This is a genomic window from Halapricum hydrolyticum, from assembly GCF_025517535.1.
GTDB lineage: Archaea > Halobacteriota > Halobacteria > Halobacteriales > Haloarculaceae > Halapricum > Halapricum hydrolyticum.
Map to the genome: position 1 here is coordinate 254,444 of NZ_JAOPKC010000002.1, position 24,038 is coordinate 278,481.

At 66.0% G+C, this 24,038-nt stretch carries 23 protein-coding genes; 11 read left to right on the forward strand and 12 right to left on the reverse strand.

Translation table 11 applies throughout. The features are described from left to right. Nucleotides 1-110: 110 nt before the first annotated feature. The 10 genes from OB916_RS04220 to OB916_RS04265 all read right to left on the reverse strand — a co-directional run bounded on the left by OB916_RS04220 (nt 111) and on the right by OB916_RS04265 (nt 9,855). Nucleotides 111-899, reverse strand: a complete 789-nt coding sequence (locus tag OB916_RS04220; RefSeq protein ID WP_315908029.1) for an ABC transporter permease subunit — start codon at nt 897-899, stop codon at nt 111-113. Next, nucleotides 892-1,902, reverse strand: a complete 1,011-nt coding sequence (locus tag OB916_RS04225; RefSeq protein ID WP_315908030.1) for an ABC transporter ATP-binding protein — start codon at nt 1,900-1,902, stop codon at nt 892-894. Before OB916_RS04225 ends, OB916_RS04220 begins: the two co-directional genes overlap by 8 nt. Before the next feature lie 72 nt (nt 1,903-1,974). Then, nucleotides 1,975-2,457 carry a DUF456 domain-containing protein gene (locus OB916_RS04230; protein ID WP_315908031.1) on the reverse strand — a complete coding sequence of 161 codons (483 nt, stop codon included), beginning with the start codon at nt 2,455-2,457 and terminating at the stop codon, nt 1,975-1,977. Beyond that, nucleotides 2,454-4,769 (reverse strand): tRNA(Met) cytidine acetyltransferase TmcA, encoded by a 2,316-nt coding sequence (tmcA, locus tag OB916_RS04235; RefSeq protein WP_315908032.1) that lies wholly within the window; start codon nt 4,767-4,769, stop codon nt 2,454-2,456. Before tmcA ends, OB916_RS04230 begins: the two co-directional genes overlap by 4 nt. 85 nt (nt 4,770-4,854) lie before the next feature. Continuing rightward, complete coding sequence (locus tag OB916_RS04240; RefSeq protein WP_315908033.1) at nt 4,855-5,184, reverse strand: 4Fe-4S dicluster domain-containing protein; 330 nt, start codon at nt 5,182-5,184, stop codon at nt 4,855-4,857. Between the two features lie 84 nt (nt 5,185-5,268). Beyond that, nucleotides 5,269-5,799: a peptide-methionine (S)-S-oxide reductase MsrA gene (gene msrA / locus OB916_RS04245; RefSeq protein WP_315908034.1), complete on the reverse strand. Its 531-nt coding sequence runs from the start codon at nt 5,797-5,799 to the stop codon at nt 5,269-5,271. 168 nt (nt 5,800-5,967) lie between these two features. After that, complete coding sequence (locus OB916_RS04250; RefSeq protein ID WP_315908035.1) at nt 5,968-7,311, reverse strand: glutamate-5-semialdehyde dehydrogenase; 1,344 nt, start codon at nt 7,309-7,311, stop codon at nt 5,968-5,970. After that, complete coding sequence (gene proB / locus OB916_RS04255) at nt 7,304-8,146, reverse strand: glutamate 5-kinase (protein ID WP_315908036.1); 843 nt, start codon at nt 8,144-8,146, stop codon at nt 7,304-7,306. The genes OB916_RS04250 and proB overlap by 8 nt, the downstream gene beginning before the upstream one ends. Beyond that, nucleotides 8,139-8,912 carry a pyrroline-5-carboxylate reductase gene (proC, locus tag OB916_RS04260; protein ID WP_315908037.1) on the reverse strand — a complete coding sequence of 258 codons (774 nt, stop codon included), beginning with the start codon at nt 8,910-8,912 and terminating at the stop codon, nt 8,139-8,141. The genes proB and proC overlap by 8 nt, the downstream gene beginning before the upstream one ends. Before the next feature lie 79 nt (nt 8,913-8,991). Further along, nucleotides 8,992-9,855 (reverse strand): DUF7351 domain-containing protein, encoded by an 864-nt coding sequence (locus tag OB916_RS04265; protein WP_315908038.1) that lies wholly within the window; start codon nt 9,853-9,855, stop codon nt 8,992-8,994. Nucleotides 9,856-10,173: 318 nt separating this feature from the next. Here OB916_RS04265 and OB916_RS04270 point away from each other — a divergent pair, with 318 nt between their 5' ends. Together OB916_RS04270 and OB916_RS04275 are read left to right on the forward strand one after the other, a co-directional pair. Then, a complete protein-coding gene (locus OB916_RS04270; RefSeq protein WP_315908039.1) occupies nt 10,174-15,081 on the forward strand; it encodes a glucodextranase DOMON-like domain-containing protein in 4,908 nt (1,635 codons plus the stop codon). Nucleotides 15,082-15,147: 66 nt separating this feature from the next. Continuing rightward, nucleotides 15,148-17,703: a DUF2298 domain-containing protein gene (locus tag OB916_RS04275; RefSeq protein ID WP_315908040.1), complete on the forward strand. Its 2,556-nt coding sequence runs from the start codon at nt 15,148-15,150 to the stop codon at nt 17,701-17,703. 26 nt (nt 17,704-17,729) lie between these two features. Here the strand turns inward: OB916_RS04275 and OB916_RS04280 are convergent, their stop codons facing one another. Next, the gene (locus tag OB916_RS04280) at nt 17,730-17,981 is read right to left on the reverse strand and encodes an HAH_0734 family protein (protein WP_315908041.1); all 252 of its coding nucleotides are present in this window, start codon (nt 17,979-17,981) and stop codon (nt 17,730-17,732) included. A 142-nt stretch (nt 17,982-18,123) separates the two neighbouring features. On the opposite strand from OB916_RS04280, the gene OB916_RS04285 reads away from it, so the two are divergent. The 6 genes from OB916_RS04285 (at nt 18,124) to OB916_RS04310 (ending at nt 21,002) form a co-directional block, all read left to right on the forward strand. Then, on the forward strand, nt 18,124-18,405 hold the full coding sequence (locus OB916_RS04285) for a 50S ribosomal protein L44e (protein ID WP_315908042.1): 282 nt from the start codon (nt 18,124-18,126) through the stop codon (nt 18,403-18,405). Between the two features lie 5 nt (nt 18,406-18,410). Beyond that, nucleotides 18,411-18,584 (forward strand): 30S ribosomal protein S27e, encoded by a 174-nt coding sequence (locus OB916_RS04290; RefSeq protein WP_315908043.1) that lies wholly within the window; start codon nt 18,411-18,413, stop codon nt 18,582-18,584. 2 nt (nt 18,585-18,586) lie between these two features. Continuing rightward, a complete protein-coding gene (locus OB916_RS04295) occupies nt 18,587-19,387 on the forward strand; it encodes a translation initiation factor IF-2 subunit alpha (RefSeq protein WP_315908044.1) in 801 nt (266 codons plus the stop codon). A gap of 13 nt (nt 19,388-19,400) precedes the next feature. Next, nucleotides 19,401-19,583, forward strand: coding sequence for an RNA-protein complex protein Nop10 (locus OB916_RS04300; protein WP_315908045.1), 183 nt, complete (start codon nt 19,401-19,403; stop codon nt 19,581-19,583). 5 nt (nt 19,584-19,588) lie between these two features. Further along, complete coding sequence (locus tag OB916_RS04305) at nt 19,589-20,344, forward strand: proteasome assembly chaperone family protein (RefSeq protein WP_315908046.1); 756 nt, start codon at nt 19,589-19,591, stop codon at nt 20,342-20,344. 64 nt (nt 20,345-20,408) lie between these two features. Beyond that, nucleotides 20,409-21,002 carry a J domain-containing protein gene (locus OB916_RS04310; protein WP_315908047.1) on the forward strand — a complete coding sequence of 198 codons (594 nt, stop codon included), beginning with the start codon at nt 20,409-20,411 and terminating at the stop codon, nt 21,000-21,002. On the opposite strand, the gene OB916_RS04315 is transcribed toward OB916_RS04310, so the two are convergent. Continuing rightward, on the reverse strand, nt 20,999-21,466 hold the full coding sequence (locus OB916_RS04315) for a Tfx family DNA-binding protein (protein WP_315908048.1): 468 nt from the start codon (nt 21,464-21,466) through the stop codon (nt 20,999-21,001). The two genes, OB916_RS04310 and OB916_RS04315, sit on opposite strands and share 4 nt — an antisense overlap. Before the next feature lie 137 nt (nt 21,467-21,603). On the opposite strand from OB916_RS04315, the gene OB916_RS04320 reads away from it, so the two are divergent. From OB916_RS04320 to OB916_RS04330, 3 genes are read left to right on the forward strand one after another with little or no spacing between them, the layout of a single operon-like run. Further along, nucleotides 21,604-22,527, forward strand: a complete 924-nt coding sequence (locus OB916_RS04320) for a substrate-binding domain-containing protein (RefSeq protein ID WP_315908049.1) — start codon at nt 21,604-21,606, stop codon at nt 22,525-22,527. Nucleotides 22,528-22,529: 2 nt separating this feature from the next. Beyond that, nucleotides 22,530-23,246, forward strand: a complete 717-nt coding sequence (locus OB916_RS04325) for an ABC transporter permease (protein WP_315908050.1) — start codon at nt 22,530-22,532, stop codon at nt 23,244-23,246. Further along, nucleotides 23,246-24,010: an amino acid ABC transporter ATP-binding protein gene (locus OB916_RS04330; RefSeq protein ID WP_315908051.1), complete on the forward strand. Its 765-nt coding sequence runs from the start codon at nt 23,246-23,248 to the stop codon at nt 24,008-24,010. The genes OB916_RS04325 and OB916_RS04330 overlap by 1 nt, the downstream gene beginning before the upstream one ends. Nucleotides 24,011-24,038 lie beyond the last annotated feature (28 nt).

The following is a 24,038-nucleotide window of genomic DNA, read 5'->3' on the forward strand; positions in this document are numbered from 1 at the left end:
AACCCCGCGCAGGCTGTACCCGATAGTGAACTGCCACACCTAAAAGCGCTTTCGAAGCGCGTACTGCGTGGGAGGGCGGCACATACCGGCCGAGGCCCGTGTTTCCCTGATCAATCGATATCCCGTCGTCGGAAGTACAGCATGCTCGCCCCGACCAGCAGAACCGTCCCTCCGAGCAGGATCGCGCCGCCGGCCCAGTCGTAGCTGCCATCGACGAGCACCGCCGTCGCGTCGAAGTATCGCATCGGCGCGATCGCGCCCAGCTGCTCGTAGTCGGCGATGACCGTCAGCGACTCGAACAGGAACAACCCGAAGATCGCGACCAGCGCGCCGCGCTGGGCGATCGTCGACCGACTGGTCACCACCGACAGGACGAGTCCGATACCGCCACAGGCCAGTAGATACGGGATCGCAAGCAGGTGGACGACCGCCAGATTCACCGGGTCGATCGGGTAGCCGATCACAATCGTCCCGACGTAGATGACGAGCGGCAAGACGGCGTTCACGACGACGATCGGGACGAGCAACGCGAGGAATTTCTCGCCGAGCACACGCGCCCGCGACATCGGGAGCGACAGCAGGATGTCCATCCGCTCGCGGTCGATGTCGCTTGCGATCAGCGTCGCGGCGCTGTAGGCCACGTACAGCCCCAGCAGGAGCACCCAGCCGATCGAGTACAGCTCGGCGGACAGAAAGCCCTCGATCGTGTTCATCGTCGCGATGTTGAACAGCTCCCGGAAGACCTCCGGCATCTGGTCGATGAACTGATCCAGGTCCACGTCCGTCGCCAGCGAGGGGAACGTCGCGATGTACATTCCCGCGAGCAGCGTGAGCGCGACCGTGAGATAAACGGTCCCCCTGAGTCGACGCCGTGCCTCGTAGCGGGCGAGTTCAAGCATTACCGTCACCCCCGGCAGGTGCGGCATCACCGTTCTGGCCTCGTGCCGTCCGCTCGCTCGGCTCGCCAGGGCCGTAAAACCGCATGAACACCTCTTCGAGCGGCGCCTCCTCGACGTCGAGGTCGACGAACGAGTACGAGGCGAGATCCGTTACGAGGTCGTTGATGTCGCCGGTGTAGGTGAACCGGACCTCGGTGACGACATCGGCGTCGCTTTCGAAGTCGGTCGCCGCGAGCAACTCCTCGGCGCGGTCTTCGATCAGCGTTCGCTCGAAGCCATGGACCGTATCGCCATTGAACGCGTCGCTCTCGACGTGGCCGGCGATTCTGGCGCGGACGAACTTCCCGGAACGATCGAGCAGCGACTCGATGGCCTCGGTCGTGACGAGTTCGCCGTCCCGGAGAATCGCAACCCGGTCGCACACCCGTCGAACCTCGCTGAGCACGTGCGAGGAGAAAAACACCGTCACGCCCTGTTCGCGTTCCGCGCGGACGAACTCGTTGAATCGCTGTTGCATCAGCGGATCGAGCCCGCTGGTCGGTTCGTCCATGATTACCAGCTCGGGGTCGTGCATGAACGCCTGCACGACGCCGAGTTTCTGTCTGTTTCCCGAGGAGTAGTCCCGGACCTCTCGGTCGAGCGGCGGTTCGAACAGTTCGAGCAACTCCTCGCGACGCTGCTCGCCTTTGATCGACCCGTGAAGGTCCAGTATCTCACGGCCGGTCGCGCCGTCGTCGAACGCGGGATTGGCCGGTAGGTAGCCGATTGATCGCTTGGCTTCGATCATCGCCGGCTCGTCGGTGCTGTCCGCACCGAGTACCGTCGCCCGTCCCGCGGTCGGGTTCAGCAATCCCAGCATCGTCCGGATCGTGGTGGTCTTGCCCGCCCCGTTGGGGCCCAGAAAGCCGAAGACCTCGCCTTCTTCGACCGTGAAGTCGATCCCCCGGACAGCCCGGACCTCGCCGTAGTGTTTGGTCAGGCCGGTCACGTCGATGACGCTCATCCCCTCGTTCATCGCAGCCTCGCGTGAAATATGTTGCCCGAGTCAGCCCTAGCCGCGTGACGATCGAGTCGGCTACAGCAGCGCGATCACCGCGACAGCCAGAAGCATCGAGCCGGTCAAAAGCGTCTGGACGACGACCGTTCCGAGCATGCCGGCAGTCGCATAGGCGGCCATTCGGATGCCGGTCGCTGCTTCCCGTTCGCGGGCGTAGCTCGCGAGAAACACCGTCCCCGCGACGCCGACGAGTAACCCGACAGGCCCGGCGACAACAGTTCCCGCGAACCCGGCCACCCCGGCGAGCAGGCTCACCCGCGTCGAGACGCCGCTGCTCTTGGCGGCCGCTGCGCCGCCCAGCCAGTCGACGAGTGCCGCAGTCACGCCGACCGCGAGCAACACCACGAGCACCAGCCAGCCCGGCTTGCCGGTCGCCCACCAGTAGACGAGCACGCCACCAACCGACAGCACCGGCCCCGGCAACAGCGGGACGACGCTGAAGACGACGCCAGCCAGAAGCAGCGCGAACGCGACGATCACGAACGGATCGGGTACGATCATCGGAATCGCTCCCGTTCCGCCCGTGTCTCGTCGGTCCCGTACGCCTCGAGGAGTCGCTCGGTCGCGTTCCCGAGCGCGCGCATACACTCCCGCCGGGAGACGAAGTCGAGTTCCTCGGCGACGGCGTCCCAGCCGTGCGTCTGCAGGACTTTCCGCACCAGCAGCCGCTCGGATCGGGGTTCGAGCGTCGGGCCGTCGTCGGCCGCCGTCGGGCTATCCACGTCCGTCAGTGTGGGAGTGTCATCGTCGGTCAGCGCCCGGAGCGCGAGCGTGCGGAAGGCGTCGGGCGCGGTGTCGAACAGTCCCGCGCCGTGTGGCGATCCGGCGAGTAGTCGCCACTCCCAGGCGGAGAGATCCAGCCGGGCCGATCCGTCGACAGCCGACAGCACCGCCCGGACCACGTCCGGGTCGAGATCCGCGAGCGGGTCGGTGAGCATCCCCCGGACGCGTCCGAGAAACCACGACGTATGGCGATCCTGCAGTGCCGATCCCGAGTCCGAGAGCGCCTGCAGCATGATCGCGGAGTGCTCGCCGCTACGGTCGTTGCGCGTCGTCGAGACGTGGACGGTCCGGTAGCCGTTGTCCGCCCAGAACGCGACCAGCTCGGGCGTCGCGCCGAACCCGACGCCGAGGTAGTCGTATCTGCTGGGCCGTTCCGTTCCAGCCTGATCGGACTCGCCGGCCGCTTCCGCTTCGATCCGTTCGAGCAACAGCGATCCCAGGCCGCGCTCGCGGGCCGCGTGGTGGGTCGCGATCCGCATGACGCGCCAGCCCGTCTCGACCCCCGCGGCCTCGTCGCGGAGTTGCGTCGTCAGCACGTCCGGCAGCATGTTCCCCCTGATTCGCCCCCCTTCGTACATGTCCGCACGCCGGTCGGCGTCCAGCCCGCCCTCGCGGGCCAGGAGCGCGACCGAGACGACGTGTCCGCCGGACAGCAGTGCCCGAACCGAGACGTTCGGGCCGTCGAGCAGCCGAGCGAGGTCGTCGGGCTCGGTCCGGTAGTGGGCGAGCACGAGCAACCCGAACACCTCCCGCAACAGGTGTTCGTCCGACCGGAGTCGCTGGCTCGAAAGTCGCTCGTAGGAAACTGTCTCCGGGTGGGCGTCGGCGACCAGCGGCTCGACGGGCGGGCGCGCATCGAGCAACAGCGCTCGCGTCGCCCAGACCTCGACGGGATCGCCGGCCGCGTACCGGATCGGCTCGTCCATGCGCACCTCGCTGACCGGTCGGTCGGACTCGGCCAGCCGATCCTTGAACCGGACCGAGAAGCCCCGGCCGGCCCCTTCGTAGCCGTGGATCGTCGTCGTGAACGCCACCGCAGGGGCGTCGAGAAACCCCTCCAGTAGTCGGACCGGCAGGGCCGCCGCCTCGTCGACGACGACCGCGTCCGGATCGTCGGGCAACTCGACGGCGTCGGTCGGCAGCGCGTATCGCACCCGTCCCTCGTCGGTCGCGAGACGGCGGGGCGCCGTCTCGTCGTCGACCTCGACCGGTTCCTCGAGAGCGTCCAGCAACTCTCGGGCACGAGCAAACACTTCGCCGGCGCGCCCGTACTGTGGCGCGGTCACGAGCACGTCCTGGCCCGACGCCGCCAGACATCCCGCAGCCAGTCCCGCAGCACTGGATTTGCCCCGACCGCGGTCGGCCTCGACGACGACGGTGCCACCGGGTTCGGCCAGCGCCTCCAGTTCCGCCAGCGTCTCGGCCTGATCGCGGGTCAGACAGGCGCGGTAGGCTTCGGCGGGGAAGACGCGATCGTTTCGGCTCGGGACCGTCGGGTCGGGTATGGGCAGGCGTGGGGCGGGGTCGGTCAGCCCGTCGGATTCGATCGTGTCGTTCTCGACGTCGACGACGGCGACGCCGCGATGGGCGTACAGCGTCTCGACCAGCCGGGCCCGGAAGTGGCCGGTTACGTCGCCGGACTCGAACGGCGGGACTGCGAGCGTCTCGTCGAAGTCATCCCGTCTTGCGGGCCACGCCGACAGCGGCGGTGCGAGTAGCACGAACAGGCCGCCGCCGTCGACGGCACCGACGATCTGGCCGAGCACGTTCGGCCGGAGCGACTCGTGGGCGTCGTAGACGACTGCCGTTCGCGTTTGACCGAGCAACTCGCTGGCGTGGACGGGATCGAGTCGCTCACAGTTCACGAACGACTCGGGGCCGACCAGCGTCGTGAACTCGGGAGAGATGTCGGCTGCCGCCAGCGCGTCCTCAGCGCGATCGCGTGTCGTCTCCGGCTCGCCGGCGAGCGCGAGCACGCGACGCTCGTTGCAGTCCCGGGCCTCCGCCCGGAGCGCGGCCGCAAGCTCCATACCCGACCTGATCGTGCCCCCCGTAAGTCAATTCCGCCTCTATCTGCTCAGCCCGAATCGCCGGTGTCTACGGATTCTTCGGAAATCAGGCTCTGTCCGGCCGGCTGCCGTCGACGTCGATCGCGTCGACCGGACAGACGTCGACACAGAGCATGCAGTCGATACACTGGCTCTCGTTGGCCGGATCGGCTTTCATCTCGCTCTCGGGATGACCGGGCGTCTCCACCCACTCGAAGACGTCGACCGGGCAATCCTCCAGACAGGCACCGTCGGCGAGACAGATGTCGAAGTCGACCGCGACGTGCGTCCCGTGGATCCCTAGCGACTCGGGTTCGTCGACCGGTCCCCAGACGTCGTGTCCGTTGTGTTGATCGACCTTTTCGCGGTTCTGCTCGAAGTGCGGATCGATGGCCATAGCCGAATCAACTCTCGAACGTACCTAATACTGTCGCCGGATTGTTACCCTCGTTCCCGGTTTCAGTTACGGAGCGGCGGCCCGCTACTCCGCGAGCAACGCCGCGAACTCTTCGCGGACCTTCTTGACCTTCGGCTCGATCTGCACCTGGCAGTAGCCGTTCGCAGGGTTCTTTTCGTAGTAATCCTGGTGGTACTCTTCGGCCTCGTAGAACGTCTCGAGCGGCTGGACTTCCGTGACGATCCCGCCGTCGTAGACCTCCTCGTTCAGGCGCTCGATGAACCCGTCGACCTGCCGGCGCTGCTCGTCGTCGTGATAGAGGACGATCGAGCGATACTGGCTGCCGACGTCCGGTCCCTGACGGTCTTTCGTCGTCGGATCGTGCACCTTGAAGAAGACCTCCAGGAGTTCGAGGTAGCTGATTTCCTCGGGGTCGTACTCGACCTGGACCACTTCGGCGTGGCCGGTCGAACCCGAACAGACCGCCTCGTAGGACGGGTTCGGCACGCCCCCGCCGGCGTAGCCGGACGTGACCGACGCGACCCCGCGGAGTTCCTTGAGCGCCGCCTCGATACACCAGAAGCATCCGCCGCCGAGCGTCGCTGTTTCCGTCATTACCTCGTGTTAGTGTTCCAGGGGTAAGTCCCCCGTGGTGGTGGCAATTGAATCCGGCGATCTACCGGGAAAGAGCGGCTGCCGAGCGAACAGCTGATCGGGTGTCGGTTACCGCTCAGACAGCTGATCGGGTGTCGGTTACCGTTCAGACAGCTGATCGGGTGTCGGTTACCGTTCAGACAGCTGACCGGGCGTCCACTGGCCGTCGAAATCGACGTGCGTGAACGGCTTGGCGTCGTCGCCGGCGTAGGTGGCCACGAGCTGTCCGTCACCTTCCAGGTAGTACTTGTAGGTCGTCAGCCCGGCCAGTCCGACGGGACCGCGGGCGTGGATCTTGCCCGTCGAGATGCCGACCTCCGCGCCGAGCCCGTAGCGGTAACCGTCGGCGAACCGCGTCGAGGCGTTGTGGAAGACGCTGGCGGCGTCGATCCCGGTCATGAACGTCTCGGCGGCGTCGCCGTCCTCGGTGACGATCGACTCGGTGTGCTTCGAGCCGTGCGTGTTGACGTGTTCGACGGCCTCGTAGACATCCCCGACGACCTTGATCGACAGTTCGAGGTCGCCGTATTCGGTGTCCCAGTCCGCCTCAGTCGCCGGGTCGACGTCGACGACCTCGCGGGTCTGCTCGTCGCCCCGTAGCGTGACACCGGCGTCCTCGTAGCGCTCGACCATCCCGGGCAGGTACTGCTCGGCGACGGCCTCGCTCACCAGTAGCGTCTCGACGGCGTTACAGACTGCCGGGTACTGCACCTTCGCGTCGAAGGCGATGTCCTCGGCCATCTCCAGGTCGGCCGCCTCGTCGACGTAGACGTGACAGATCCCCTCGGTGTGGCCCAGCACCGGAATCTGCGTGTTGTCCTGGATGTAGGAGACGAACTCCGAGGAGCCACGCGGCATGAGCAGATCGACTTTGTCGTCCATCTCCAGCAGCCGATCGACCTCTTCGTGGGCCTCGATGAGCTGGGCCCAGCCCTCGGGCATCGCGTCGATGGCCTCAGCCGTGGCCTGGACGATCGTCTCGTAGAGAATCCGGTTGGACTCGCTGGCCTCGCTGCCACCCTTGAGGATGACGCTATTGCCCGACTTCAGCGAGAGCGCGGCGATCTGGACCAGAGCGTCGGGCCGGGACTCGAAGATCGTCCCGACGACGCCGATCGGGACCGCAACCTTGTACAGCTCCAGGTCATCGTCGAGTTGTCGCGCTTCCAGGGTCTCGCCGAGCGGATCGTCCTGCTCGGCGACGCTCTCGACCATCTCGGCGATCGATTCGAGCTTGCCCGAATCGAGCTTCAGCCGGTCGACCAGCGCCTGGGTGTACTCGCCCTGCGCGAGCATCTCCTCTGCCTCTTCGACGTCTTTCGCGTTGGCTTCGAGGATCGCCGCCTCGCTGTCGCGGATCGCGTCGGCGATCGACTGGAGCGCCCCATTGCGCGTCTCCTCGTCGACGTTGGCGAGCCGGAGCGCCGCCTGCTGTGCCTCGGTCACCTGCGCTTGCGTGTCGTATTCACTCATCGTGGACACCGTTTATGGGGACGAATAGCGTCCCGACCGGTTTGGCTGTGGCGATTTTCTCCAGGACGTCCCGTTCAGTCGATTTCGCGATGATCGCCGGGATGCCGTACTCACTGACGTCACGGGCACCCTGCACTTTGGTCTGGATGCCGCCGAACCCGCCGGTCGTCGTCTCCTCGATGATCTCCAGGACGGCGTCGTAGTTGTCCCCGACCGCTTCGATCAACTCGGCGTCGGGGTCGTCCTTGGGATTGCCGGTGTAGACGCCGCCGACGTCGGTCAGCGTGACCAGGAGGTCGACGTCGATACCGACCGCGATCGACGCGGAGATCATGTCGTTGTCGCCGATCTGGATCTCTTCGGTCGCGACCGCGTCGTTCTCGTTGACGATCGGCACGACGCCCCACTCGAACAGCGTCTCGACGGTGTTGCGGAAGTTTGTGAACCGCTCGGGGTTCTTCAGGTCGTGTTCGGTCAGCAGCAACTGGGCGACCTGCTGGTCGTACCGGTCGAAACTCTGCGTGTAGTGGTGCATCAGGTGGCTCTGGCCGATCGTCGACAGTGCCTGCCCCTCCTCGACGGTGTCGCTGTCTTTGCCCAGCAGCCCCATGCCGGCACCGATCGCACCCGAGGACACCAGCAGGACGTCCTTGCCCCGCCGGCGCAGGTCCATGATGTCGCTGACGAGCTTGTCGAGTTTCACGCGATCGAGCTGGGAGTCCTCGTCGGTCAGGGAGTTCGTCCCCGCTTTGACCACGACGCGCTGGGCGTCGGCGGCCAGCTGTCGCGCTTGCCCGATCTCCTCGGCGTCGATCGTCTGGATAGTCTCACTCATCGTGGAATTCCTCCGCGATCTCCGCGGACCGTCGCTCGGCCGCCTGGACGGCTTCGATCACTTTCCCTTCGACGTCGCTGTCCCAGAGGACCTCCATGCCTTCGATGGTCGTGCCGTTAGGCGAGCAGACCGCGTCGATCAGTTCGTCGACGCTGCGATCGTCTCTGAGAACGGTCTCGGCCGCGCCCTTGAACGTCTGGGCTGCGAGCGTCTCCGCCTGCTCTGGGTCGAGTCCGCCCTCGATACCGGCTTCCTTCATCGCGCCGATGAGATAGAAGACGAAAGCCGGGCCGCTCCCGTTGACGGCCGTCGAGACGTCCATCAGGTCCTCGTCAATCACGGCGTACTCCCCGACCGTCTCCAGTAGCTCGCGAACGTCTTCCGAGAGCCCGTCGCGGGTCACCGCGGCCGCCATGTCGCCGGTCTCGGCGGCGAGGTTCGGCATGACCCGGACGACCGTCGCGTCCGTTCGGTCGGCGACGAACGTCGTCGAGACACCCGCCGCGACCGTGACGAGCGTCTGATCGGCCGACAGATTCAGGTCTTCGAGGACGCTCGTGACCACGCCCGGCTTGACCGCGAGGACGACCACGTCGCTTTCAGTGGCGGCCGAGAGGTCCGTCGTCGTCTCCGTGCTGTACGCCTCGATCGCGGCGAGCGCGTCGGGATCAGCGTCGATCGCCGTCACCCTGTGCTCGCCGCGGGCGAGCCCTTTGACTAGAGCTCCGCCCATGTTGCCACAGCCGATAACGCTGACGTCTACCATCTTACCCGAGCAGAGTGGATTGGGCGACATACCAACTGCGGTTTCTCCCGGGACATCCCCGGAGACTGGGGCCGTCAGATCAGTGCGGGAGGTGCCGTGCGATGTCGACGATTTCACACTGCCCGTCGAGCGTCACTTCCAGACGCTCGGCCCCCGCTGTGATCGTGACTCGGTATCGAGGGGGCGATTCCGAGACGACCGAAACAGCATCGTCGTAGACGAAATCCAGCTCCCAGAAGCGTCGATCGTCGACGAACGTGCCGTGATCGGCCAGAAACGATACCACGGCCGGTTCCGCGAGGAGGTGCAATCCAATCGGGAAGCTGTAGGGCGCGCCACAATCGCTGCAACGTCCCTGGGCAGCGACGGCGATCGACCAATCGGGATCGACTTCGATCCGTGTCTCCATGCGGCCGCTACAGTGAGGGCAGACGCCTCGATAGGCGAGCGTGACGTCGCGCCAGACCTGCCGCGAGTACGCGTCGATTGTCTCTTCGGCCGTCCGAGTCGCTCGCCCACGCGGCGGGAAAAACCCGTAGTGGACGACAGCGCCACACGACGGACAGGCCAGTCGCATGTCCCCGTCCTCGTAGTAGACGTGCAGCCGATCGCCACAGTCCGGACAATCGACGCTCGTCAACTCGTCGATGGGCGGCGGCGAGAGCCCGAAGCGTGCGTCTAACAGGAGGTCGACGACGTTCGCACCCAGCGACGTCAGCCGGTAGCCGTCGTCGGTCTTCTGGACGAACCGATTGAGGAGCTTGTCGAGGTGATAGTTGAACCGCCCGCTGTCGTCGATCCCCGCCGCGCGCCGGAGGTCCTCGAACGACGACTGTTCCTCGTCCCACAGCGCCAGCAGAATGTCGACCCTGGAATCGTCCGCGAGGACGCCGAACGCGTCCGCCGCCGCCTCGGTATCCACCGCCAGTGTCGACTCGTTCATACTCATACTCCCGTGTGCGTCCGATTCAATCTGTTGCTGTTGCCCGTGGCAGGGTTCTGTCTGCCGCCCGCGGCTACCGGCGCCGTCACTTCCGATTTCTGTCCGGCCGTACCGAACGAGTCTTCACAATTTTTGTAGCCCAGCTATCGTCACAGATACACTTCGTACCCTGCCGTCAACCGGGAAGCCTGCCTCAGACTACTCGAATCTGCCCGAATCGCCGAAATCGCGTCACACTCCCGTCGATCGTCTCGGTGAGCGTACAGAAATGTAGTTCTGAGTAGACATTTCTGCAGCTATCTCGTTACACACACAGAGATGCGACGGAGACAGTATCTCGGCAGCGTCGCCGGTCTCGGCGCGCTGTCGGCATTGCCGACAGCCGAAGGCACCGTACGCGCACTATCGGCAGGCGTCACGCCCGAGAGCCATCACCCGGGACCGCCGCGAGTCATGCACGCCGGCGAACGTATCGTCGACCCGCCGACTGCCGACTACAAGGGCGACCCCTCTCCGGACGATCGGGATCTGCTTTCCCCCCGCGTTCCGGACCCCCAGCGCGATCCTGACAACTACGACGCCGATGCGTTCACCTGGACGGTCGCCGAGACGCCACCGGACAGCGAGATCGAGGGGTTCCACGAGGACGACGCGGAGTACGATTACGGAACCGACAACGTGGTCGAGTTCGATCCGGACGTCCCCGGTCGGTACGTCCTCGAACTGGACGCGCCGGACGGGACCCACGAACTGACGATCAGGGTCTTCCCGGAACCCTCCTCCGACGCCGCCGGACCGCCCCGCGTCCGGCCAACTGGCGAATACGACGCCGATGCGGACGCGTTCGTGATTGAGGCCAACCAGGCGACCGCCCCGGACAGCGACACCGCTCCTGGGGACGTGGCCGTCGAGTTCCTCACCGACGACCGGGACGTCCTGAGCGATTCCGATCTCGACGTCGACGGTTCGACGGCGACTGTCCCAGCCGACGCCGTCGACGGGACGGCGCGGGTACACGTCGTTGCCGTCGACGACCAACCCAGCGTCGTCGAGACGGTCGAACTCGACGCCGACGCTCAGACGGTGACGCCGCTCAACGCGCCGCCGGAGTGGCTCAAGGACGCGACGATGTACGAGATATTCACCCGGTCGTTCGGCTCGGAAGCCGGCGAGGTTGACTTCGAGTACCTCCAGTCGCGAGTCGATTACCTGGCGGATCTCGGCGTCGACGTGGTCTGGCTCACGCCGGTCGTCGACGCGACGAGCCACCGGGAAGACGACCCCGTCGGCGGCCCCCACGGCTACGACACGGTCGATTACTTCGAGACGGCATCCGAACTGGGTACTGTCGAGGAGTACGAGGCGTTCATCGACGCCTGTCACGAGCGGGACATCAGGGTGTGTTTCGATCTCGTGATCAACCACACGGCCCGTCGACACCCGTTCTTCCAGGACACCGTCGACGTGGGCGAAGACTCCAAATACTACGACTGGTACGAACGGATGGCCGACGGCTCGCCGGCGAACTACTTCAGCTGGTCGGACCTGATGAACATCAACTACCAGTCGGTCGCGATGCGCGAGCACGTCCTCTCGGTCGTCGACTACTGGGCCGAGCGGGTCGACGGCTTCCGGTGTGACGTCGGCTACGGCGTCACGCACGGCTTCTGGAAGGAGGTCCGCGAGCGCGTCAAGGCAATTGACGAGGACTTCTTCCTGCTGGACGAGACAATCCCCTACATGCGGCGGTTCAGCGAGTCGGAGTTCGATCAGCACTTCGACGACGTGCTCTACCAGACGCTGGTCGACGTCGGGCAGGGCCTCGACGCCAGCAACGTCGTCGACGCGATTACCGAGCGCAAGCGCAGCGGAATCCCCGATCGGACGCTGTTCCTGCAGTACCTGGAGAACCACGACCTCCCGCGGTATCTCAACAACGTCGGCAAGCAGGCCGAGCGGGCCGCCGCCGCGGCGACGTTCACGCTCCCGGGGACGCCCATGATCTACTACGGTCAGGAGCGCGCGCTGCCGGAATACAGCGAGTCCCGGGTCACTGACCAGGGCTTCGCCCGCGCGTTCATGAACTGGGCCGACTACGACGAAGAGCACCTGGCGTTCTACAAGTCGCTGATCGCGGCCCGCGACGAAATCCCGGCGCTGGCTCATGACGCCGACTTCCGCGGCGCCTATTACGAGAGCGACTCCGAGAGTGTCGTCGCGTACGGCCGGGACGCCGGCGATCAGAAGGTCGTCGTCGTGCTCAACTTCGGGGACGATCCCGCCCGCGTTGACCTCCGTGGCCCCGTGTCGACGACCGATCTGCGCACCGGCGACGACCTCGGCGTCGACGACGAGACGACGACCGTCGAGGTCGACTCCGTCGCGATCCTGGAGACGCCGTCGCTGTCGGGACTGGGGAGTCACGTTGTCGGTGTCGACGACGAAACCGGCGACGTTCCCTACACCTATCCGACCGGCGACGCCTACGCCGACGGGGCGTTCGATCTGACGCGTCTGGACCTCCACGAGTCGGAGACGGACTACCAGTTCCGCTTCCAGTTCGACGGGCCGATCGAGAACCCCTTCGGCTACGACGGGGGCTTCTCCGTCCAGCACCTGCAACTCTACCTCAGAGATCCGACGGACCCGTCCGGTTCGACCGCGACCCGCGAAGGGATCGCGGCGTCGCTCTCAGCGCCGTATCAGTACCGGATCGTCGCCGATGGCGAACATGGCGCACGCGTCGAGACGCCCGACGGCGAGATGGTCGCCGAGGGGTCGGTGTTCGCGAGTCCGTCGACGCGCTCGATCAGAGTCGACGTCCCGAAACACGCTGTGCCGGGCGATCCGACCGACAAGCAACTCGTCCCGCTGCTCGCGGGCTACGATCCGGACGCGCCGGGGAACGTCACCCGCGTCGGCGAATCCGCCGGCGAGCGTCGCTTCGGCGGTGCCGACGGTGAGGTGCCCCACGCGATCGATCTGTTCACTCCGGAGGGCGTGACGGCGGCGGAAGTACTCGCATCTGACGCAGGGATCCCGTATCTCGTCCTGACGGACCCCTTCGAGGGCGAACTGCTCGCGGACTGGGACGATCCGGTCGGCGATGACGACGGACCGGGCACGTATACGTACCCGACCGGTGAGGCGTTCACCGACGGCGCGTTTGACATCGAACGGTTCACGATCGGGGACACCGGCGACCGCCTGCTGTTCGTGCTCGAACTGGCCGGCGAACTCACGAACCCGTTCGACGGCGGACTCGGGTTCTCCCTGCAGCACCTCCAGCTGTACGTCGCGACCGACGGCGACGATCCGACCGCGACCGCGGGCCGCACCGGCACCAACGTCGCCTTCGAGACGCCCTACAACTACCGGATCGTCGCCACTGGTGACGAGAACCGCAACGTCGTCGAAGACGCCTCCGGGACCGTCGCCTCCGAGGGGGTCGAGGCTGGCGGCTATCCGTCTCAGGACGCGATTGCCGTCTCGGTGCCGAAGACAGCGGTCAGCGGCGACCTCGATGGGGCTGCCGTCGCTCCGCTGCTGTTCGGCGACGACCCTAACAGCCCGGGTGGGATCCGACCTGTCCAACCCGAGGCGACCGAGTCGGCGTTCGGTGGGGCCGACGGAGCGAACGCACCCGCGGTCCTGGATCTGCTCGTCCCGGACGGGACGGATCAGTCGACTGTCCTCGAAAGCGGCGACGCCGTCCCGCTGCTCTCGCTGTCGAATTTCTCCGGGACGCTCGTGCACGACTGGAGCGATCCGACCGGCGACGACCACGGGCCCGGCAGCTACGAATATCCCTCCGCGGACGTACTGACGCCCGGGACGTTCGACATCACGGACGTCGAACTGTACCGGGCTGGGGACCGCTACCGATTCGTCTACTACTTGAACGACGAGATCACGAACCAGTGGTCTGGCAGCCAGGGCTTCTCGCTGTACTTCATGCAGGTCTACGTTCGAGATCCGACGGCAGACCCGGCCGCTCCGGCGACGACGGAAGGTCGAACGGGAACGAACACGGAGTTCGCACAGCCCTATCACTACCGCGTCGTCGTGAGCGGCTACGACCTGCAGGCGGTCGAGGCGGCCGACGGGTCGATCGTCGCCGAGGACGTGACGACGGCGGTCCATCCGGACCTGCAGGCGATCTCCTTCGACTTCCCGGCGGACGTGATCGGCGACGCGGAACAGCTGCAGTTCGCGCCGCTTTTGTTCGGCTACGACGGGTTCGCGGCGGGGCAGGTCCGGACCGTCCAGGCCGAGCCGACCGAGTGGAACTTCGGGGGCGGAAGCGCCGAGGGCGTCAATTCGAACGCCATCGACATGATCACGCCCGAGGGCGTCCCCCAGTCGGAGGCGATGGCATTCGAGGACGGGACGCAGCTTCCGTTCGTGCCACAACTGGACGCCGACGGACGGCCGACCGTCACCGTCACCGCTCCCGATACCGTCTTCGCGACGGCGGAGGCGACCCTCGACGCGACGGGCTCGACCGATCCCGACGGGCAATCGCTCACCTACAACTGGGTGCAAGTCAGCGGCCCGTCGGTCGAACTCACAGAGGAGACGGCGGCCGATCCGTCGTTCACCGCGCCCGAGGTCAGCGAGGAGACGACTCTGGAGTTCACGGTGACGGTCACCGACACCGACGGGAACAGTGCAGGGGCAACGACGACCATGACGGTGCTGCCCCAGTCGGAGAACGAGGGGCCCGTCGGCGAAGTCACGCTCGGCACGGACGTATCGGAGCCGGTTCCGGCGGGAACGACGGTCGAGCTCGACGCCGGGGAGTCCTCCGACCCCAACGGCGGCACCCTCAGCTACGCGTGGATCCAGACCGGCGGCCCCGACGTCGATCTCGCGAGCGACAGCGGCCAGACGACCTCGTTCACTGCGCCGTCGGTCGGCGACGCGGCCACTGTCGTCGTCGAAATGACCGTCTCCGACGGACAGGGGGCAGCAGGCACTGCCACGATCGGCGTTGCCATCGAATCCGTCCAGACCACAACGCGTCCCACGACCACCGAATCCGACACCGAGACGAGCGCTGGCGAGACGGGGACGGATACTGTGACCGACACTGTCACAGAGACGGGTGACGGCTTCGGTCCCGGGTTCGGAGTCGTCTCAAGTGCGCTCGGGACGATCGGCGGCGCGGCCTACGCGATCCGGAGCCTGACTGCCTCCGATACCGACGCTGACAGCGAGAAGTAGCGGGTCCGCTGTCGGTGGGTGGACGTTTCACAAAGCCTTTTGGTCAGATCGTCGTTCGTGGTCGTAATGGAATACGGGCTGGTCGCGCTCTGGCTGGTGACGTACCTCCTGTTGCTGTATCTCGGACAGCCGCTCGCACACGCGTTGTTGCCCGACTTCGAGGACCGCGGGGCCGCGCTTGCGCTCCCGCTCGGGCTGGCGGTCGTCTGGCTCGTCGTGTTCGCTCTCGGGCGCGTGTCGATCCAGTTCGGGCTCTGGATCGGACTGCTCGTGCTCGCTGGACTCTCGGCCGTCGCGGTCTATCGCGGGTTCGAGGTCGATCACGACGCGTACGTGCGCACCGCGCTCGTGTTCGCGGTCGCGTTCCTCTTCCTCGTCGCGATCCGCGCGGTCGATCCGGCCGCGTCTCCCGGTGGCGGCGAGAAGTTCCTCGACATGAGCCTGTTGCAGTCCTCGTTGCGCGGGTCGACGATCCCGCCGGAGGACGCCTGGTTCGCGGGCGAGACCGTCCGGTATTACTACGGCGGGCACCTGCTCGCGTCGCTGCTTGCCCGACTCACCGGCACGACAGGCCGGTTCGCCTACAACCTCGCGCTGTCGGGATATTACGCGATGCTCGTGACGGCAGCCTACGGGCTGGCGGGCTCGATCGCCGCCCACCGGGACTTCTCGTATCGGCGGGCCGGGATCGGAGCCGCCTTCTTCGTCGGGTTCGCCAGCAACCTCCTGACGCCGCTGCGGTTCGGTGGCGCATTGCTGGATGCTGTCGCCGCACGGGTCGGGCCGCTGGGCGCGATCCCGTCGGCGGTGGCGAGGGTCTGGGAGGCGTTCGCCGGGCTCTTGCTCCCGCTCCCGCGCGAGTACGGGATCGCGACCTCGATCTCGGAGTTTCACTACTGGTCGGCCAGTCGGGTCCTCGAAGGCGCGATCACGGAGTTCCCGCTGTTCGCGTGGCTCAACGGCGACCTCCACGCGCACATGATGAACACGCCGTTCCTGCTGGCCGTCGCCGCCGTGCTCTTTCAGGTGTTCGTCGCCGGCACCGACCGTTCGCGCCGTCGCACGCTCGCGACCGTCTTCGGCCTCGTCCCGGCACTCGGGGCCGTTATCGCCGTCGTCAATTCGTGGTCGTTCCCCGCCATCGGCGGACTGACGATCCTGGCGCTCGCACTCGCGCCGGATCGACCGATTTCGGCGCTGTTCGGCCGGAACGAGCCTGTCCTGAACGACAGCGGATCCTTCGGCCGCCCGCTTCTCGAAGCGCGGACACTCGCCGTCGCGATCGTCGCCGGCGGGGTCGTCCTCGTGCTGGCCTGGTTGCTCTCGGCACCGTACTGGCTCGTCACCGCGAGTTCGACCGGTTCTCCGGCCGTCTTCCCGGACCGGAGCACGCTGGCGGAACTGCTCGTGACCCACGGTGCGTTTCTGGTCCTGTTCTGGCTGTCCCTCTACCGGTATAGCCACCCGTCGGTCTCCTCGCGAGGAGCTCTAGCCGCCGTCGTCGTCCTGCTTGTCGCGATGACGACGGTGATCGACGTCGCTGCCGTCGGGCTGTTCGGCCCCCTGATTCTCGTCGGCTGGGTGCTGTTGCGGGACGACCGCCGTCCCGACGTCGACGTGGTCGGGTCGACCGACGGTCCGACTCGCCCCGGTTTCGAGACCGTGCTGCTGGTCGCAGCGGCCGGACTGATCGTGCTCGTGGAATTCGTCTACCTGCAGGACGGCGCGATCTCCGGGCGGTTCAACACGGTGTTCAAAGTCTATATGCAGGCATGGGTGCTCGCGTCTGTCGCGGCCGGGGTCGTTCTGACGCGGTTGCTCGACGACCACCACCCGGCGCTGGGTCTGTCGGGGCCGCGGTGGCGACAGGGTTTCCGGGCCGGGACGGCGGTGCTGGTCGGCGCGCTCTCGCTGTACGGGCTCCTCGCACTCGCGGGCCACTTCGGGCTGTACGCTGACGCGACTTCGGGCGGACTGCTGTCCGGCGTGCCAGTCTGGCTCACCCTCGCCGCGTTCCTGCTCGTGGTCGCGCTCGTCGGTTGGCCGGCCCTTGCCGGCGTTTCCCGGTGGGTGCCGCCCGACCGCGAGGGCTGGCGGGCCGGCGGCCGGCTGGCGATTGGATTGCTCGTCGTCTCTGCCGGGTTTGTCGGCGGACTCGCGCTGGTCGACGCCGGCAACGACGTCGAACCGACGATGGACGCGCTGGCGTTCGTCGAGTCGGACCACCCGCGAGAGGCGGGAGCCATCTACTGGCTCGACGGGGACGTCGACGGGCAGCCCAACATGGTCAGCCATCCGGGCCAGCAGTATCGGTGGGACAACGCGCCCGCTAGCCTGACAGGCGTGCCGACGGTCGTGGGCAAACCACCCGAGGCAGTCTATCGCGGGGAAGACGTGTACCGGCAGCGCGTCGACGACGTGCGGACGATCTTCATTGGCCAGCCCGCCGAGCAGCGCCGACTGCTGTCGAAGTATGACGTCGAGTTGATTTACGTCGGTCCGGACGAGCGAAGCAACTACGAGACGATAACCGTCGACGAGCTAGACGAGGTCTCCGTCGAGAAGCAGTGGCCGGCAGTCACGGTCTATCGGGTGAATCGGACGGCCCTCGACGAGACGTAGCTGTCACCAGGTATGGACGACGACGGTCACGTTTCGACGACGGTCACGGTTTCGGCCTCGGTCGAGAGCGTCTCCAGGTGCATCGGGATGTACTGACGGCGCTCGTAGTCCTCGCGTTCGTCTTCCTGGCCGATCGTACACCACAGCTGCGGCCGATCCGGGCCGTGCCAGTCGCCCTGTCGCTTGACCGAAAAGCAGACGTACTGCTGGCCGTCGTACTCGATGACGGCGTCCTTGCGGAGATCTCCGGGGTCGCCGTTGATGATGAGGTTCTTCATGCTCGCTCGTTCGGTGCAACCGCACTTAGGGACTTCGGAGCCGGCGACGGTCACAGGATCGCACGGGTGACGACGCCCGGATCGGACGGAACCAAACGGGTTTTAAGCGCCCACGTCAAATCTCGGGCAAGGACGATTCGCTATGCAGATGCCACGCCGATTTAACACGTACTGTCCGAACTGTAACGAACATCAGGAACACGAGGTCGAGAAGGTCCGGACGGGTCGCTCCTCCGGGATGAAGAAGGTCAACGACCGCCAGCGAGAGCGCAACAGCGGGATCGGGAACGACGGCAAGTTCTCGAAGGTGCCCGGTGGGGACAAACCCACCAAGAAGACCAACCTCACGTACCGCTGCAGCGAGTGTGGCAAGGCCCACCTCCGCGAGGGCTGGCGCGCCGGCCGACTCGAGTTCCAGGAGTGATCATCATGGCTGGAAACTTCTACGCCGTCGTGTGTCCGGACTGTGAGAACGAACAGATCGTCTTCGGCAAGGCCGCTTCGGAAGTCTCCTGTGCGGTCTGCGGGCACACGCTCGCAGTCCCCACGGGCGGTGAGGCCGAGATCGAAGGCGAGATCGTCGAAACCGTCGAGGCACGGTAACGATGAAGTACAGCGGGTGGCCGGAACCGGGCGAACTCGTCGTTGGCCGCATCGACGAGATCGAGGACTTCGGCGTCTTCGTCGACCTGCTGGAGTACGAGGACAAGCGCGGCCTCTGTCACATCAGCGAGGTCGCCAGCGGCTGGATCAAGAACGTTCGCGATCACGTCAACGTCGATCAGCGCGTCGTCGCGAAGGTCCTCGACGTCGACGAGTCCTCCCAGCAGATCGACCTCTCGCTGAAGGACGTCAACGACCACCAGCGCAAGGACAAGATCCAGGAGTGGAAAAACGAGCGCAAGGCCGACAACTGGATGGAGCAATCGTTCGGCGAGGACATCTCCGACGAGAAATACGCCGCTGTCGGGAACGAACTGCTCGCCGAGTTCGGCTCGATGTACGCTGGCTTCGAGGGGGCCGCCATCCGCGGTGCCGAGGCGCTCGAAGAGACGGACCTCGAGGACGACGAGATCGAGGCGATCGTCGAAACCGCCCGCGAGAACGTCTCGGTCCCCTACGTCGAGGTGTCGGGCTACGTCGACCTGCGGGCGTTCGGCAGCGACGGCGTCGACGCGATCAAGGAGGCGCTGCAGGCTGCCGAAGGCAACGGCGAGGTTCCCGAGGAAGTCGACCTCGAGGTGACTTACGTCGGGTCGCCGGAGTACCGGATCAAGGTCCGGGCGCCGGATTACAAGACCGCCGAGTCACAGCTCGAAGAGAGTGCTCAGCGGGCCGCCGACGTGATCGAAAACCACGGCGGAACGGCGCAGTATCACCGCGAGCGCAACACCGACGAAGAGTAACCGCTCTCTTTTGATGAAATCCGACATTCGCGTGTGTTCGGCATGGCGCGAAGCCCACGACCGCCCGGTCTATACGCTCGCCGGGAGCTGTCCCGACTGCGGGGCGGAGGCCGTCAACAGCGCGCCGGCCCCGTTCTCACCCGAGGACCGGTACGGCTCGTACCGACGGGCACTTAAGGAGCGACGCCGCGAGTAGCGGGTATGGACCCATTCGAGATTGAGATTCTCGCCGAGCCCGACCTGGAAGAGCCAGTGCTCGTCGAGGGGCTGCCCGGCGTCGGACACGTCGGCAAGCTCGCCGCCGAGCACGTCCTCGAAGAACTGGACAGTCAACTCGTCGCACGCGTGTACTCCACGCACTTCCCGCCGCAGGTGACCGTCGAAGACGGCACGGCCGAGCTGGCCCACGCCGAATTCCACGCCGTCGAGACCGAGGAGGGATCGGACCTACTCACGCTGACCGGCGACCACCAGGCGCAGGACAACCAGGGCCATTACGGTCTGACTGACACGTTCCTGGACGTCGCGGAGCGACTGGGCGTCCAGCGGGTGTTCGCCCTCGGTGGCGTTCCGACCGGCGAGCTCATCGAGGAGTACGACGTGCTCGGCGCCGCGACGACAACGGAACTGATCGAGGAGCTCGAAGGCGTCGGCGTTGAGTTTCGCGAAGACGAACCAGCCGGCGGGATCGTCGGCGTCTCGGGCCTGCTGCTCGGCCTGAGCGAGCGCCGCGACCTCCCGGCGGCCTGTCTGATGGGCGAGACCTCCGGCTACCTGGTCGATCCCAAAAGCGCCCAGGCAGTACTCGAAGTCCTGCAGGACGCGATCGGCTTCGAGGTCGATTTCGGCTCGCTCGAGGAGCGCGCCGACGAGATGGAAGAAGTCGTCCGGAAGATCCAGGAGATGGAGAGCAGTGCACCCGCGGCCTCCGAAGAGGATCTCCGGTACATCGGCTAGAATCGGGCACGGATTGCCCCCAGCGAGCGGTTCTTGTTCGCGTTACTCGTTACTCGCTGACACTGTGCTAGACAGTCTCGCGGAGCTCCCGTCGTGGCTCGTCGTCGGCGTCGCGCTGGGAGCGATCTGCAGCGTCGTCGTCGCGGGGCTGTTCGTCGTGACCGAGCGTCTGTTTCCGAGCCGGCGGCCGTCCGAGTCCGGTGGCGACACCGAAGCGCGCCGCCGCTCGGAGATCCGGGCGTATCTAGATCGGATCGGCGAACGCTACGCCGAAGATCACGCCGTCGACGGCCAACTGGTCGCGTTTTACCTCCCCGCTCGCGAGGTGGCGATCACCTTCGATGCACGCACCTATTTCCGTCTCACCGGAACCGCGACGACGCCCGTACTCGTCGAGCACGAACTTCCGGGCGTCGCGATCGGCCCGCGCCTGCCTTTCGAGACGCCGACGACCGCCGTCGCTGGACAGGGCGAGTCCCATCCGGCCAGCGATGCGTTCGCCCGGCTCGGACTGCCCGCGGGCGCGTCACTCGCCGATGTTCGAGACGCCTACCGAGAGCGAGTCAAAGAGGTCCATCCCGATCAGGGCGGTGACGAAGACACGTTCCGGCAGGTCCGGGAGGCGTATACGACGGCCAGACGATACGCGAGCGACTAGTCAGAATCGGTGGAATCGCGGGCGACTCTGACCTCGCCGCTCTCGGTAACGAGTATCCGGATCGGCTCTGTCACGACGTTGCCGCTGATCGCGCTACTAGCCGCCGATCGAACCTCCTGTACCAGATCGACTGCGGAGCTGCTCACCTTGACGTCGGCCTCGTCACAGGCCGAGTACACCTGCGGCGGAATGTCGAACAGCGACGTGTGCGAGTCGATGTCGAGTGTCACTGGCGGGTGCAGTCGCTCCAGAAAATCGACGGTGTTGTGGGCCTTCTCGGCGTTCTCACGTGCGCTCGCTTCGATGTTCGCGACGTTGGCCCGGGTGGTCCCGAAGCGCTCGGCGATGTCCGCCTGCGTCAGTCCCTGCTCTCGGAGCGCCAGGACCTCGGCCTGTCGGCGCGTCAGTACCAGCTCGTCGGCGTCGTAGGCGGCATCGTCCAGCGGATCAGTCTCCCCATCCATGCGCTACGTGCTCGAATAGAGAACTAATCAGCAGCGGCGCTTAATACTGCCGACTGTCGTGATGCCCGCAACCGTGATCGATCTCGATTCCGATACCCGCCCAAAAGTATATTTGTTAATGGGTTTTCGTTATGTCTATGGAGATACAACGGCGGCGGTTTCTCGCGGGGCTGGGCGCGGGAACAGCAGCGATCGCTGCCGGATGTGTTCGATCCGGGGCGGATTCCGGGGCCCCGGACGTGGTCGGGGAGACCCTCACGCTCACGACGACCACGAGCACCTACGACACGGGACTGCTCGACGAGATCCATCCCGACTTCGAGGCGCGGTACGGGGTGTCCGTCGACGCGATCGCACAGGGCACGGGAGCCGCGCTCGAGTCGGCCCGTAACGGGGACTCTGACGTAGTGATGGTGCACGCTCGCGACCTCGAAGACGAGTTCATGCGTAACGGGTACGGCGTCAACCGTCGCGACCTCATGTTCAACGATTTCGTCGTCGTCGGACCAGAAACCGATCCAGCGGGGATCGAAGGCACGAGTTCGGCGACCGCAGCGCTCGCCGCCATCGCCGAGGCACGGGCGACGTTCGTCTCCCGCGGCGACAACTCCGGCACACACGCCAAAGAGCGGAACCTCTGGGAGGGAACGCAGGTCGAACCGGGCGGCGACTGGTATCAGGAGACCGGCACCGGGATGGGAGAGGCGCTGAACATCGCCAACCAGCAGGGGGCGTACACGCTGTCCGATCGCGGAACCTACCTCTCCCAGCGATCGAACCTCGACCTGACCATTCTGGTGCAGGGCCCCATCGAGGATGGTCCGGAGGCCCTCTCGAACCCCTACGGCGTCATGGCGGTCAACCCTGCAGTCCACGGCAACGTCAATTACGACCTCGCGATGGCCTACATCGGGTGGCTCACCAGCCCGGACGTACAGGACGCGATTTCGGACTACGAGCGAAACGGGGAACAGCTGTTCTTCCCCGAAGCACTCTCCGAGGACCCGAACTTCCAGCAGTACGTCCCGGAGGGGTGGCGAAGCGACTCGACAGCGGAGTGACGATGCCCCTAGAATCACTCGGCCAGCCGCTTTCGGCGGTCTTCGACCTCCCGTTCAGAGACGGGTACGTCTGGAGCATTACCTATGTGTCGCTGTACGTGAGTCTCGTCGCCGTAACGCTGAGCACGCTCGTGAGCATCCCAGTCGCCATCACGATGGCGTTCTCGGAGTTCCCCGGCAAGCAGTTCGTGAAGTCGGTGGTCAACACCGGCATGGGCTTTCCGAGCGTGGTCGTCGGTCTCGCCGTGTTGTTTCTGGTCTCGAACCAGGGGCCGCTGGGCTCGATGAACCTCGTCTTCACCAGGGAAGCGATGATCATCTCGCAGTTCGTGCTCGCGACGCCGCCGATCACCGCCATCAGTCTCGCAGCTATCACTGGGGTAGGCAAGAACGTTCGCGACGCCGCTCGCGTCCTCGGCGGGACGCGCCTCGACGTGGCGCTGGTCGTCCTCAAGGAAGCACGATACGGGATCGCGACGGCGATCCTGGCCGGGTTCGGCCGCGCCATCAGCGAGGTCGGATCCGTGTTGATCGTCGGCGGCAACATCACGAGTGCTGACGGGATCTCGAAGACCCGAACCCTGACGACCGCGATCCAGCTCGAAGCCCGGCAGGGGCGATACGAGACCGCGATGCTGCTCGGGGCGGTGTTGCTCGTCCTCGTGCTGGTCGTCAACGCCGTCGTCGTCCGGTTCAGCGATCAGGGGGTGAACTGGTGATGCTGCGCGCGACCGACCTCACACAGTCGTACGGAAGCGAGCAGGTATTTCGGGAGCTGTCCCTCGAAGTCGACACCGGCGAGGTGGTCGCCGTCATCGGACCCTCCGGCGTCGGCAAGTCGACGCTGCTCCGGACGCTCGCACTCGCACTCGCACCGGACGATGGAACCGTCACGCTCGACGGTACGGCCGCCTGGGCCGTCGACGAATCCGAACGTCTCTCGCTGCGCCGACGCATCGGGATGGTCTTTCAGGAGGCGAACCTCTTTGACGCCTCGGTCGCCCGTAACGTCGAATACGGGCTCCGTGTCCGTCGGTCCTGGTCCGACCGGTTGCGCACCGAATTACACTCGATACTCAGTTCGAACGGCACCGCCGACGCGGTCTACGAGTCCCTCGAGGTCGTCGAGCTGGCTGATAAAGCCGACCAGCAGGCGGGATCGCTCTCCGGCGGCGAGGCCCAGCGCGTCTCGTTCGCCCGCGCGCTGGCGTACGATCCGGACGTGCTGTTGCTCGACGAGCCGACGTCGGATCTCGACCCGCGCAACACGGCCGTCATCGAGGACGCGATCGACGCGGCTCGCGATCGGGGTATCGGCGTCGTCGTGGCCACCCACGACATGCACCAGGCGGAACGCGTCGCTGACCGGGTCGCGGTCCTGCTCGGCGATACCGTCACGGAGACCGCCCCGACCGAGGTGATCTTCGAGGACCCGTCGGACGCCCGCACCCGGAAATTCATTTCCGGCGAACTCGTCTACTGACCGTGTCTCTCGACGGTTCCGGCCCTGG